Origin of the sequence: Pseudomonas sp. BF-R-01, from assembly GCF_019946615.1 — a bacterium.
Classification (GTDB): domain Bacteria; phylum Pseudomonadota; class Gammaproteobacteria; order Pseudomonadales; family Pseudomonadaceae; genus Aquipseudomonas; species Aquipseudomonas migulae.
Genome location: NZ_JAGYFX010000019.1, coordinates 62,944 through 76,687, shown reverse-complemented (window position 1 = coordinate 76,687; position 13,744 = coordinate 62,944). Strand labels below are relative to the sequence as shown.

The window sequence follows — 13,744 nt, the reverse complement described above, 5'->3', positions numbered from 1 at the left end:
GCCAGATACACCGCGTAATCGTTCTTCGCGGGCAAGCCTCGCTCCTACAAAAAAAAACACATGTCTATACAATCCCTTCTTTGTTAGCTGCCTAAGCAAGGATTCTGCATGCAAGCCGCCAACCCCCGTCGCGGGTACATCCTGGGCCTGAGTGCCTACATCATCTGGGGACTTTTCCCGCTCTACTTCAAGGCCATTGCCAACGTGCCCGCCGTGGAGATCATCATCCATCGCGTGCTCTGGTCGGCACTGTTCGGCGCGTTGCTGCTGATGGTGTGGAAGCATCCGGGCTGGTGGCGCGAGTTGCGTGACAACCCGAAACGGCTGGCGATCCTGGCCTTGAGCGGCACGCTGATCGCGGCCAACTGGCTGACGTACGTCTGGTCGGTAAACAACGGGCGCATGCTTGAGGCCAGTCTCGGTTACTACATCAACCCGCTGGTGAACGTGTTGCTGGGGATGTTGATCCTTGGCGAACGGTTGCGGCGTATGCAGTGGATTGCCGTGGGACTGGCGGCGGTCGGCGTCGCGCAACAGGTGTGGCAAGTCGGTAGTCTGCCGTGGGTGTCGCTGGTGCTGGCGTTGACGTTCGGCTTCTACGGATTGATCCGCAAGCAGGCGCCGGTCAAGGCGCTACCGGGCCTGGTGGTGGAAACCTGGATGCTGGTGCCGATTGCCATCGCCTGGCTGCTGTTCAATCAGACGGCCGTCAGCGCCCAACCCGAATTCTGGACCACGTCCGAAGCCTGGTGGCTGGTCGCTGCCGGTCCGGTAACGCTGGTGCCGCTGGTGTGTTTCAACGCCGCTGCACGGCATTTGCCCTACACGACACTCGGATTTCTCCAGTACCTGGCGCCGACATTGGTGCTGTTGCAAGCCGTGCTGCTGTTTGGCGAGCATCTGTCGTCCAGCACACTGGTCGCCTTCATCTTTATCTGGGCAGGCCTGGCGGTTTACAGCATCGATGCGTGGATAAGTCTGCGCCGCCGCAGCTGATCAAAAATCGTACAAACCTCTGCAGGCCACGCCTCTCGTGGCCTGCATCGACCCTTCCCAAGGTTATCCACAGCGTGATCCCCGGCGTTTGTGCGCAACTTGTTGAAACTGATGGTTTTTTGATCAGATCTTGAAGAAGCCCGGCCGGCGTGGGCTGGCGGGCTGTCTCTACAGGTTATCCACAGGCAGGTGCACGTATAACTTGGATAACCCTGTCAGGGGTCGCTGCGCAATACCAACTCCACCATCAAATCGTCCGCCAGGGTTTCCAGGCGCGACTGCAACACGTCCAGCGACAAGGTCAGCGGCACCGCAAGAATCGCTTCGGCGTGGAACAACGGCTCGCTGCTCATAGGCGCCGGACGCACTTCCGTCACCAGCCGCTCCAGGTTGACCCCTTGCTCACTCAACAAACGCGTGATGTCGCGCACGATCCCCGGACGATCATTGCCGACCAGTTCCATGGCAATCGGTTTCCAGGTGCAGGATTGTTCGATGCCGCTTTCGGCGATCAGCACGCGAATGCCATGGACGGACAACGCCTGTAAGGCATCGACCAATTCGTCGTAGGCCTCGGCCGGCACGCCCACCCGAAGAATCCCGGCAAACTGCCCGGCCATGCGTGACATGCGGCTTTCCAGCCAGTTGCCGCCGTGCTCGGCAATGCACTGGGCGATGCGCTCGACCTGCCCAGGTTTGTCCGGTGCGAAAACAGTGAGTACGAGGTGGTCCATGGCGCAGCCCTCTTTTGTTGTAGAAAGAGAAGTATAGGCAAGGGATGTTGCTGCGCTGAATCGGCCGACGCCTTCGCGGGCAAGCCTCGCTCCTACAAGACCTGCGCCATCCCTGTAGGAGCGAGGCTTGCCCGCGAATGGATCACCACCGATGAACCTGCCAAAAAACAAATCGTGTACAACTTCTTATATTTAACTGGAACAATCTCATACTTTTTTGAGAACATCCCTATCCCCGACGTGACTGCAATGCGTCACGGGGTCGCAGAACGACGTAATTAGTCTAATTTTCACAACCGCAATTCATCATGTAGTATGCCGCAGCGCGCACTACATAACGTTGGATCGATGTCTGCCACAGGCGCGGTCGCAGCCCTGAAAGCCCTATCAGCAAGGCCTCAACGCCGTTGATCGGTTCCATCCCAGCCGCCCGAAATGGCATGTACTGGTGGAAGGGGTTTGTGGTTTAAATAGCCAGAGGCTTCATTGTTAATTTGAAGAGCTGAAAAGCGAAATAGCTGAGCAGAGTGAGGCAAGCAATGACTGAACACGTTCAAGTCGGTGGCCTGCAGGTCGCCAAAGTCCTGTTCGACTTCGTGAACAACGAAGCCATTCCCGGAACCGGCCTCACCGCCGATAAATTCTGGGCCGGTGCCGACAAGGTCATTCACGACCTGGCGCCGAAGAACAAAGCCCTACTCGCCAAACGCGATGATTTCCAGGCTCGTATCGACGGCTGGCACCAATCCCGTGCCGGTCAGGCGCACGACGCCGTGGCTTATAAAGCCTTCTTGCAAGACATCGGTTATCTGCTGCCAGAAGCGGCCGATTTCCAGGCAACGACGCAAAACGTCGATGACGAAATCGCCCGCATGGCCGGCCCGCAGCTCGTGGTGCCGGTGATGAATGCGCGTTTCGCGCTCAATGCTTCGAACGCCCGCTGGGGTTCGCTGTATGACGCGCTCTACGGCACCGACGCCATCAGCGAAGCTGACGGCGCGGAAAAAGGCAAAGGCTACAACAAGGTTCGCGGCGACAAGGTGATCGCCTTCGCCCGCGCCTTCCTCGACGAAGCGGCGCCATTGGCTGCCGGCTCGCACGTCGACTCCATCGGCTACAAGATCGTCGGCGGCAAACTGGTGGTCGCCCTCAAAGGCGGCAGCAACAGCGGCCTGCGCAACGACGCTCAGTTGATCGGTTTCCACGGCGATGCCGCTGCACCGACCGCGATCCTGCTGAAAAACAACGGCCTGCATTTCGAAATCCAGGTCGATGCCAGCACCCCGGTCGGCCAGACCGACGCTGCCGGCGTCAAAGACATCCTGATGGAAGCTGCACTCACCACCATCATGGACTGCGAAGACTCCGTCGCCGCTGTCGATGCCGATGACAAAGTGGTGATCTACCGCAACTGGCTCGGCCTGATGAAGGGCGACCTGTCGGAAGAAGTCTCCAAGGGTGGCAAGACCTTTACCCGCACCATGAACGCTGACCGCACCTACACCGGCGTTGATGGCAAGGAACTGAGCCTGCACGGTCGTTCGCTGTTGTTCGTGCGCAACGTCGGTCACCTGATGACCATCGACGCGATCCTCGATAAAGACGGCAACGAAGTGCCGGAAGGCATTCTCGACGGCCTGGTGACCTGCCTGGCGGCGATCCACAGCCTCAACGGCAACAGCTCGCGCAAGAACAGCCGCACCGGTTCGGTCTACATCGTGAAACCGAAGATGCACGGTCCGGAAGAAGCTGCGTTCACCAACGAGCTGTTCGGTCGCATCGAAGACGTGCTCGGCTTGCCGCGCAACACCCTGAAAGTCGGGATCATGGACGAGGAGCGCCGCACCACGGTCAACCTCAAGGCCTGCATCAAGGCCGCCAGCGAGCGCGTGGTGTTCATCAACACCGGTTTCCTCGACCGTACGGGCGATGAAATCCACACCTCCATGGAAGCCGGCCCGATGGTGCGCAAGGCCGACATGAAGGCCGAGAAGTGGATCGGTGCCTACGAGAACTGGAACGTCGATATCGGTTTGAGCACCGGCCTGCAAGGTCGCGCACAGATCGGTAAAGGCATGTGGGCGATGCCCGACCTGATGGCGGCGATGCTTGAACAGAAAATCGCTCACCCATTGGCCGGCGCCAACACTGCTTGGGTGCCATCGCCAACGGCGGCTGCGCTGCACGCGCTGCACTACCACAAGGTCGACGTGTTCGCCCGTCAGGCCGAACTGGCCAAACGTGCACGCGCCTCGGTGGATGACATCCTGACCATCCCGCTGGCGGTAAACCCGCAGTGGACCGCGGAACAGATCAAGAACGAACTGGACAACAACGCCCAGGGCATTCTCGGTTACGTGGTGCGCTGGATCGACCAGGGTGTTGGTTGCTCGAAAGTGCCGGACATCAATGACATCGGCCTGATGGAAGACCGTGCCACGCTGCGTATCTCCAGCCAGCACATCGCCAACTGGTTGCGTCATGGCATCGTCACCGAAGCGCAAGTGATGGAAAGCCTCAAGCGCATGGCGCCGGTGGTTGACCGTCAGAACGCCAATGACGCGCTGTACCGTCCGCTGGCACCGAACTTCGACAGCAACATCGCCTTCCAGGCGGCGGTCGAACTGGTGGTTGAAGGCACCAAACAGCCGAACGGCTACACCGAGCCGGTTCTGCACCGTCGTCGTCGCGAGTTCAAGGCTGCCAATGGCCTGTAACTGAGCGTTTGCGCTGGACAAAAAAAGGCCCTGATCTTCGGATCAGGGCCTTTTTTGTTTGCTTGAGATCAGTGGTGTTGCCTTCGCGGGCAAGCCTCGCTCCTACAGGTCTGCGTATGACTGTAGGAGCGAGGCTTGCCCGCGAAGGCGATCAAATGGGCAACAGATAGCCTGGATCAGGGCTCCAACCCCAACTCATGCTTGACCAGCTTTAGCAGTTTCGCGCTATCAATCGGCTTGAGCAAAAAATCCACCACGCTCAAATGCATGGCGGCAATCGCGTCCTTCACGTCGGCATCGCCGGAAACGATGATGAACGGCATGGCGCCCCGAACGGACTCACGGACCTTGCGGATCAACTCCAGGCCATCAATTTGCCCCATCCGCAGATCAGTAATCACCAGGCCTATCGATGGTTTCTCCGCCAGCATCTTTAGCGCGGTTTCACCGCTGGCTGCGGTCATGCAACGAATACCATCCAGACCTAGAATCTCCGACAACAGCTCGCGCGCATCTTTATCGTCATCGACGATCAGCACCCGTTGCGGCGGCAAGTCGGGTTCCAGCATGACGGCACTCAGCGCCTCGCGCTCGGCGTCACTCAAAATATCGTGGTCGGACATGGTTTTCTCTAAGTTTCCAATATCATTCCCTAGCACAGTGGTGAGACATCGCTAAGCGGGCCGTCAATGTGCACTTCGTCGGATTTATTTCCTATAGGGAGAAGGATAGGTTCTTCCCAAGATTGTGTAAGGCATTTCCGAAATTTCATCGCCGCAGGGCCCGACCTAGACTTACGTCCAATGGGCACCCTGCGCGCAGGGGCCGACCATGACTGAGTCACCCGACAACAACAATTCATAAAAGACTGCGGTAATGGTTATGAGTAAAGCGGACGCCTTCACACAGGCAGGGAAAACCGCGGTATTGCAGAACATCCAGGGCACTTTGCAATTCCTTCAGCGCTTCCCGCCCTTCAATCAAATGGAACACGCTCACCTGGCGTACCTGGTTGAACAATGTCAGCTACGTTTTTATGCCCCCGGCGAGAGCATCATCAAGCCCGCCGATGGCCCGGTTGAGCATTTCTACGTCGTCAAACAGGGCCGGGTCGTGGGTGAACGTCCCCACACGGCCAAGGGCGGCACGGAAACCACCTTCGAAATCACCACCGGCGAATGTTTCCCCCTCGCCGCGCTGCTGGGTGAGCGTGCGACACGCACCGAACACCTGGCCGCCGAAGACACCTTTTGCCTACAGCTGAACAAGCTGGCGTTCATAAAACTGTTCGCACTTTCCAACGCGTTTCGCGACTTTGCCCTACGCGGCGTGAGCAGTTTGCTGGACCAGGTCAACCAGCAAGTCCAGCAAAAAGCCGTGGAAACCCTCGGCACCCAATACTCGCTGAATACCCGTCTGGGCGAACTGGCCATGCGTCACCCGGTGACGTGCAGCCCGACCACGCCGCTGCGGGAAGCGGTCACCCTGATGCACGAGCAGCAGGTCGGCAGCATTGTGGTGGTCGATGAGCACAAGGCGCCGTTGGGTATTTTCACCCTGCGCGACCTGCGCCACGTGGTGGCCGAAGGCATCAACGACTTCAACGAATCCATCGAACGGCACATGACCCAGGCGCCGTTTTTCCTGACGCCGGACCACAGCGCCTTCGATGCCGCGATTGCCATGACCGAGCGGCACATCGCCCACGTCTGCCTGGTCAAGGACCAGCGTCTGTGCGGCGTTGTCTCGGAGCGCGACTTGTTTTCCCTGCAACGGGTCGACCTCGTGCATCTGGCGCGAACCATCCGCAGCGCCCAGCGCGTGGAAAACCTGGTGGCGCTGCGCGGCGAGATCGGTCAATTGGTCGAGCGCATGCTGGCCCACGGTGCGTCCTCAACCCAGATCACCCACATCATCACCCTGCTCAACGATCACACCGTGTGCCGGGTGATCGAACTGACCCTCGCCGAGAAAGGCGACCCGGGCGTGCCGTTCAGTTGGTTGTGTTTCGGCAGCGAAGGCCGCCGCGAGCAGACGCTGCATACCGACCAGGACAACGGCATTCTGTTCGAAGCGCGGGACGCCGCGCACGCTGCCGAGATTCGCGGCAAGTTGCTGCCCATCGCTCAGCAGATCAACCAGAGCCTGGCGCTCTGCGGTTTCACCCTGTGCAAAGGCAACATCATGGCCGGCAACCCCGAGCTGTGTTTGTCCCGGGCCGAATGGGCGCGGCGTTTTGCGGCATTTATTCGTGAGGCGACGCCGGAAAACCTGCTGGGTTCGAGCATCTATTTCGACCTGCGCGTGGTCTGGGGCGACGAGCAAAGCTGCGAGCAGTTGCGTCGGGGGATTCTCGATCAGGTTGCCGACAACCGATTGTTCCAGCGAATGATGGCCGAGAACGCCCTGCGCAACCGTCCACCCGTAGGGCGTTTCCGCGAGTTTGTGCTGGCGCGCAAAAATGGCGAGAAAGCCACGCTGGACCTGAAAGTCCAGGGCCTGACCCCGTTTGTCGACGGCGCCCGACTGTTGGCCTTGGCCCATGGCATCGAGGCGAACAATACGCTGGAGCGCTTTCGCCAGTTGGTCGACAAAGAAGTCATCGATCGACTGGACGGTGCGGCGTACGAAGAGGCGTATCACTTCATCCAGCAAACCCGCATGCAGCAACATCAGCTACAGACCCGGGAGAATTTGCCCTACTCCAACCGGGTCGATCCCGACAGCCTCAATCATCTGGACCGACGCATCCTGCGTGAATCCCTGCGCCAGGCCCAACGCCTGCAAAGCAGCCTGACCCTGCGGTATCAGCTATGAGCCTGTTTTCATGGCTGCGCCCGGCAGGGCCGATGCTGTCCGGGGAATTGCAGCAACGTCTGCTACGTTTGCCGGCGCGGGCCGAGCTCAGAGAATGCAGCCTGCGCGAGCAGCGCTGGGTGGTGCTGGATCTGGAAACCACGGGGTTGAACCTGAACAAGGATCGGGTGTTGTCCATCGGGGCGGTGGTGATTGAGGACGGGGCGATCGACTTCAGCCAGCAGTTCGAACGCACCCTGCAATGCGCGGACATGAAAGTGGCGCCGAGCGTGTTGATTCACGGCTTGGGCCCGAGCGCGATTGCCGCCGGCAGCGATCCGGCGCAGGCGTTGGTCGAGTTCATGGAGTTTGTCGGCGACAGCCCGGTGCTGGCGTTTCATGCGCCGTTTGATCAGCACATGCTCGGCCGCGCACTGAAAGATCATCTGGGCTACAAATTGCAGCATCCGTTTCTGGATGTGGCGGATATCGCCCCCCTGCTCTGCCCTCAGGCGCACATTCGCGAGGCGGGGCTGGATGAGTGGATCGACTGGTTCAAGCTCGAGGTGTTCGAACGCCACAACGCCAGTGCCGATGCGCTGGCGACTGCCGAGCTGGCGCTGATCCTGTTCAGCCGCGCGCGGCAGCAGCAGATTCATAGCCCGTTGAATCTGCAACAGCGGTTGAGTCAGTGGAAACGGCGACAACGGACTCCTTCATTCTGAATTCGCGGCGTCTGTTCTGGCGCCTTCGCGGGCGAGCCTCGCTCCTACAGGGTTTACGTTGTTCGTGAGCAACGCACCATCCTGTAGGAGCGAGGCTTGCCCGCGAAGAACGATGACACGGTCCAACTGCCCCCCACCAAAACCACCTGACCAGTGGCCAATTGCTTACCTCCCCCGCCTCTGCCACAATCGCGAACAATTCTCGTTAGTTAACACTTCCCAATCGGTGATGCTGCGTGTCGTCAGTCCAAAGCCCCCACAGTGAGCTCGTCGGTGCGTTATATCGCGACCACCGCAGTTGGCTATTGGCCTGGCTTCGACGCAATGTCGCCTGCCCGCAACGGGCCGAAGACCTGAGTCAGGACACCTTCGTGCGTTTGCTGGGCCGTGATCAACTGAACGAACCTCGCGAACCGCGGGCGTTTCTGGTGGCGATTGCCAAGGGCCTGCTTTTCGACTATTTCCGCCGCGCTGCGCTGGAACAGGCCTACCTCACCGAACTGATGCTGATCCCCGAAGGCGAACAACCGTCGGTGGAAGAACAGCAGATGATCCTCGAAGACCTGAAAAACATCGACCGCCTGCTCGGCAAGCTGTCGAGCAAGGCGCGGGCGGCGTTTCTCTACAACCGTCTGGACGGCCTCGGCCACGCGGAAATCGCCCAGCGCCTGGGCGTGTCGGTGCCTCGGGTGCGTCAGTACCTGGCGCAGGGCATTCGTCAGTGCTACATCGCGCTGTACGGTGAGCCGGTGTGAACCCGGTCAGTTCCAAGCCGGTCTCGGCGCAGGTGCTGGACGCGGCGATTGCCTGGCAATTGTCGCTGGATTCCGGCACTCCGGTGGAGCGCGAAGAGTTTGCCAAATGGCACGCCGCCCACGAAGAGCACGCCCGCGCCTGGCGCCAGTTGGGCATGCTCGACCAGCGTTTCAGCGTGGCCAGCGGCCCGGCCCGCACCGCGTTGCTGCAATCGCGCGAAAGCATTCGCCGACGGGTGCGCAAACTCGGCAGCGGCGTGGCCAGCATCGTTGCGGTGCTTGGCCTGGCGCTGTTTGCCGGTGATCGTTATCTGCCGGTCGACTATTGGCTGGCGGATCAGCGCACCGCCACCGGCGAGCAACGCACCCTGCGCCTGAGCGACGGCACGCTGATCAACCTCAACACTCACAGCGCCGTGGATGTGCGTTTTGATGAGAAGCAGCGCCGGGTGATTCTTCAGGAAGGGGAAATCCTCGTCGAAACCGGCCATGGCGACGCCCGGCCGTTTATCGTCGAAACCCGCGAAGGCAGCATGCGCGCACTGGGCACGCGGTTCCTGGTCAAGCGCGAGGAAGAAGGCACGCGCCTGAGCGTGTTGCAGTCCGCCGTGGCCGCCCACCCCGAGTCGAGCACTGAAGAACAGATCCTGCACGAAGGCCAGCAAGTGCTGATGCGCAACAATGGCCTGGGGCCGATCATCGCGCTCAACCTCGGCGCCGATGCCTGGACCCGCGGCATGCTGGTGGTGGACAACGCACGGCTGGAAGACCTGGTTCACGAACTCAGTCGTTATCGGCGTGGGCATCTGGGCGTAGCGCCCGAGATCGCCGACCTGCGCATCACCGGCAGTTTCCCGTTGCACGACACCGACCTGGCGCTGAGCGCACTGTTGCCGACGCTGCCGGTGCAGATCGAACAGCACACACCGTGGTGGGTGACGGTGGCGAAGGCTGATGCCAAGCCCTGAGAAAGTTGTCGTCTGAGCGGACGCCTTCGCGGGCAAGCCTCGCTCCTACAGGGATTGAGTCTTTCGTGAGTAACGCACAATCCCTGTAGGAGCGAGGCTTGCCCGCGAAGAGGCCATCAGCCTCACCAAAATTGCTGAATCGAAATTATTTTCATCCAGCCCTATCACTTTTTGATTCTCGTCCGGCACCTAGGCAATTGAGAAGTATTCCCTTTCAGGAGCCGTTGCATGTCCCGTTCGCTAAACACCTTGTTGCGCCCCAGTTTGCTGGCGGTCGCCATTGCCCTTTGCGCCCCTCTGGCCAGTAGCCAACTGATCGCCGCCGAACAAGCGTCCAGCGTTCGTGCCTACAACCTGCCGGCCGCGCCATTGGCCACAACGTTGAACCAGATCGCCAGCCAGTCGGGCCTGGCGCTGTCGCTGAATCCGTCGCTGGCGGCGGGCAAGACGTCGGCACCGGTCAATGGCCAGTTCGACGCGGTTGGCGCCTTGCAGGCAGCTTTGCGTGGCACCGGTCTGCAACTGGAACAGAGCAGCACTGGCACCTACAGCCTGGTGGCCATGCCTGAGGGCGTGGTGGCCCTGCCGGAAACCAGCGTGATCGGCGTAGAAAACACTGAAAACGCCTGGGGCCCGGTAGACGGTTACGTCGCCACTCGCACCGCTGCCGGCACCAAGACCGATACGCCGATTGTCGAAGCACCACGCTCGATGTCGGTGATCACCCGCGCCCAGATGGAAGATCGCGGCGTACAGAATCTCGATGACGCCGTGCGTTACATGCCAGGCGTGATCGCCAGCAGCTATGGCAGCGACTCCCGCGCCGACTGGCTGCGCGTACGCGGCTTCGAGCCAACCCAGTTCCTCGACGGCCTGCCGTTGCCAAAAGGTTCCTACGCCAACCCAAAGGCTGAAACCTGGAACCTGGAACGCATCACGCTCCTGCGCGGCCCGGCCTCTTCGGTATACGGCCAGACGCCACCGGGCGGCATGCTCGACATGGTCAGCCGCCGTCCCGATGCCATTGCCAGCCACGAAGTGCGGGCCGAAGTCGGCAGCAACAATCGCAAGCAAATCAGCTTCGACAGCACCGGAAAAATCGATGACGAGGGTCAGTTCCTGTACCGCGTCGACGGCGTGGTGCGCGACAGCGGCATGCCGGTCGATCACATTGATGACAAGCGCTACAACCTCGCGCCGAGCCTGACCTGGAACATCGATGACGATACACACCTGACCTTCCTCTCGCAGTTCACCCGCGACGATACCGGGGTCAGCGGTCAGTTCCTGCCTCTGCAAGGCACCAAGCTGGCCTCTCCGGCCGGGGCGAAAATTTCGCACCATAAAAACCTTGGCGATCCGGACTCCGATCACTACGACCGCACCTATTACGCACTGGGTTACGCCTTCGACCATCGCCTGAACGATGTCTGGCAGTTCAAGCAAAACCTGCGTTACACCAAAAGCGATCTGTCGTTCCAGCAAGCCTATGCGTCGTTCGGTGACGTCGTGGCGGCGGACGGCACCCTGCGCCGTCTGGTCGATCAGGTTGATGAGGACATCAGCCAGTTCGCCGTGGACAACAACTTCCAGGCCGACTTCCAGACCGGTGCGCTGAGCCATGTCGTGCTGTTGGGCCTGGACCACCAGCGGACCAACACCAATTACAAATGGCTGGAAGGCAACGCGCCCGACAGCAACGTGATCAAGCCAATCCGTGGTGCGGACTTCACCAACGTCGCGTACAACACCTTTTACGACTACAACCAGAAAACCAACCAGACCGGCCTCTACGCCCAGGACCAGATCTCCCTGGACAAATGGCGCCTGACCCTCGGCGGCCGCGAAGACTGGATTCACAGCTCGACGCAGTTCAATAACCAGGGCGATGCCACCAACACCCAGCGCGACAAGGCTTTCAGCGGCAACGCAGGCCTGAGTTACGTGTTCGACTCCGGGATCACGCCGTACATCTCCTACACCGAGTCGTTCCAGCCTTCGATGGGCGCCGATGCCAGTTCGACCAAGTCGTTCAAACCCACCGAAGGCAAGCAGACCGAAGTCGGCGTGAAGTACCAGCCACCGGGCAGCCGCACCTTGCTGACCGCCGCCGCGTTCGACCTTCGCCAGCAGAACGTGTCGGTGTCGCAGAACAACGTCACCAGCCAGATCGGTGAATTGAAAGTGCGCGGTATCGAGCTGGAAGCCGTCTCCGATGTCACCGACAACCTGAAACTGGTGGGTTCCTACACCTACACCGATACCGAGATCCTCAAGGGCGACGACAAGGGCAACCGGATGAAACTGGTCCCGCGCAATCAGGCCTCCCTGTGGTCCGATTACACGTGGCACACCGGTGTGCTCGACGGTTTTGGCGTGGGCGCGGGCGTGCGTTATGTCGGCGATACCTACGGCAACACGGCCAACACCAACAATGGTCACGTGGGTTCGTACACTGTGTACGACGCCGCCGTGCATTACGACCTGAGCCGCATCAACCCGGTACTGGCAGGCGTTTCGGTTGACGTCACCGCGAAGAACCTGTTCAACAAGGACTACCTGTCGACCTGCGATGGCACCTGGTGCTACTACGGCGACGAGCGCAACGTCGTGGCGGCAGTCAACTACAAGTGGTAAACCGCTGAGCGGATTACAGCCACACAAGGGTCACGGTACAGCCGTGGCCCTTTTGCATTTGGATGGGTCATGAAAAGCAAAACCATTCGCCGCTGGTCCTTTGTCCACACCTGGACCAGCCTGATCTGCACGGTCTTCCTGCTGATGCTGGCACTGACCGGCCTGCCGTTGATCTTCCACCACGAAATCGACCACTTGCTGGGCGATGCCGCCGAGTTGCAGCAGCTGCCGGCCGACACTCCGCAGCTGAATCTGCAGCAACTGGTGCAGGCCGCGCAAAAACATCGGCCCGGCGAAGTCATGCAGTATTTCGGCTTCGACGAAGACGAACCGAACGCCGCCATCGCGATCATGGCGGCCACTGCCGGCACCGAACCGAATTCGTCGCACACGTTCATGCTCGACGCCCGCACCGGTGAAGCGCTGGAGATGCCATCGGCCAACGGCGGCTTCATGATGGTCATGCTGCGCCTGCACGTGGACATGTTCGCCGGCCTGCCGGGCAAGCTGCTGCTGGCGTTCATGGGGATTCTGTTTGTAGTGGCTATCGTGTCCGGGACGGTGCTGTACCTGCCGTTCATGCGCCGGTTGAAATTCGCCACCGTACGCCAGGACAAATCCACGCGCCTGCGCTGGCTCGACCTGCATAACCTGATCGGCGTCGTCACCCTGACCTGGGCGCTGGTGGTCGGCGTCACCGGCGTCATCAGTGCCTGCGCCGACCTGCTGATCGCCGCGTGGCGCAATGACAGCCTGAGCGCGATGGTTGCACCGTATCGCGATGCGCCGGCGCTGACGCAACTCGCGCCTGCGACCCGCTTGCTCGACATCGCCAAAGAAGTCGCGCCCGGTATGCAGCCAGACTTCATCGCCTTCCCCGGCACGCGGTTTTCCAGTGAGCACCATTACGCGGTGTTCATGAAGGGCAGCACGCACCTGACCTCGCATCTGCTGACGCCGGTGCTGATCGACGCCAGCACCCTGCAAGTCACCGCCGTGGCCGAACGGCCGTGGTACATGGACGCCATGGGCATGTCGCAGCCGTTGCACTTCGGTGACTACGGCGGCATGCCGATGAAAATCCTCTGGGCGACCCTCGATGTGCTGACCATCATCGTGCTCGGCAGCGGGGTTTACCTGTGGGTGGTGCGGCGCAAAGCGGCAAGGCCTGTACTGGAACAAGCGGAGGCCAACGCATGAAGCCGCGGCAGTCGAACTTCTGGAAGGTCTTCTCTACGCCCACCGTCATCGCGCTGCTCAGCGCTGCCGGGTTGTTTGCGGCCTTGCTGGGCGATGGCGTTTGGGATGCGTTGAGCTGGCTGGGCCTGGGCATCCCGGCCGTCCTCGCCTTGCGCGGCCTCCTACAAGTTGTGTGATCCACGCGCTATGCTCCCGACACTGCAAACCGACCGAGAT

At 60.6% G+C, this 13,744-nt stretch carries 11 protein-coding genes; 9 read left to right on the top strand and 2 right to left on the bottom strand.

The genetic code is table 11. From position 1 onward, the window contains the following. Positions 1-108 precede the first annotated feature (108 nt). On the top strand, positions 109-996 hold the full coding sequence (gene rarD / locus KGB27_RS10220) for an EamA family transporter RarD (protein WP_192227612.1): 888 nt from the start codon (positions 109-111) through the stop codon (positions 994-996). Between the two features lie 215 nt (positions 997-1,211). On the opposite strand, the gene KGB27_RS10215 is transcribed toward rarD, so the two are convergent. Then, positions 1,212-1,730: a glycine cleavage system protein R gene (locus tag KGB27_RS10215; protein ID WP_008045141.1), complete on the bottom strand. Its 519-nt coding sequence runs from the start codon at positions 1,728-1,730 to the stop codon at positions 1,212-1,214. Positions 1,731-2,269: 539 nt separating this feature from the next. Here KGB27_RS10215 and KGB27_RS10210 point away from each other — a divergent pair. Further along, positions 2,270-4,447 (top strand): malate synthase G, encoded by a 2,178-nt coding sequence (locus tag KGB27_RS10210; protein WP_008045142.1) that lies wholly within the window; start codon positions 2,270-2,272, stop codon positions 4,445-4,447. A gap of 176 nt (positions 4,448-4,623) precedes the next feature. Here the strand turns inward: KGB27_RS10210 and KGB27_RS10205 are convergent, their stop codons facing one another. Continuing rightward, positions 4,624-5,070 carry a response regulator gene (locus KGB27_RS10205; RefSeq protein ID WP_223434085.1) on the bottom strand — a complete coding sequence of 149 codons (447 nt, stop codon included), beginning with the start codon at positions 5,068-5,070 and terminating at the stop codon, positions 4,624-4,626. A 253-nt stretch (positions 5,071-5,323) separates the two neighbouring features. Here KGB27_RS10205 and KGB27_RS10200 point away from each other — a divergent pair, with 253 nt between their 5' ends. The 7 genes from KGB27_RS10200 (at position 5,324) to KGB27_RS10170 (ending at position 13,704) form a co-directional block, all read left to right on the top strand. Continuing rightward, entirely contained in the window at positions 5,324-7,264 is a 1,941-nt protein-coding gene (locus KGB27_RS10200) for a putative nucleotidyltransferase substrate binding domain-containing protein (RefSeq protein WP_223554257.1), read from the top strand. Continuing rightward, positions 7,261-7,968 (top strand): PolC-type DNA polymerase III, encoded by a 708-nt coding sequence (locus tag KGB27_RS10195; RefSeq protein ID WP_223554254.1) that lies wholly within the window; start codon positions 7,261-7,263, stop codon positions 7,966-7,968. Before KGB27_RS10200 ends, KGB27_RS10195 begins: the two co-directional genes overlap by 4 nt. A gap of 236 nt (positions 7,969-8,204) precedes the next feature. Continuing rightward, positions 8,205-8,723: an RNA polymerase sigma factor gene (locus KGB27_RS10190; protein ID WP_032829214.1), complete on the top strand. Its 519-nt coding sequence runs from the start codon at positions 8,205-8,207 to the stop codon at positions 8,721-8,723. Then, entirely contained in the window at positions 8,720-9,691 is a 972-nt protein-coding gene (locus KGB27_RS10185) for a FecR domain-containing protein (RefSeq protein ID WP_207284829.1), read from the top strand. Before KGB27_RS10190 ends, KGB27_RS10185 begins: the two co-directional genes overlap by 4 nt. A 228-nt stretch (positions 9,692-9,919) precedes the next feature. Beyond that, complete coding sequence (locus KGB27_RS10180) at positions 9,920-12,328, top strand: TonB-dependent siderophore receptor (protein ID WP_223554252.1); 2,409 nt, start codon at positions 9,920-9,922, stop codon at positions 12,326-12,328. A gap of 69 nt (positions 12,329-12,397) precedes the next feature. Beyond that, entirely contained in the window at positions 12,398-13,528 is a 1,131-nt protein-coding gene (locus tag KGB27_RS10175) for a PepSY-associated TM helix domain-containing protein (RefSeq protein WP_008045147.1), read from the top strand. Beyond that, a complete protein-coding gene (locus KGB27_RS10170) occupies positions 13,525-13,704 on the top strand; it encodes a hypothetical protein (RefSeq protein ID WP_223554250.1) in 180 nt (59 codons plus the stop codon). Before KGB27_RS10175 ends, KGB27_RS10170 begins: the two co-directional genes overlap by 4 nt. Positions 13,705-13,744: the final 40 nt, after the last annotated feature.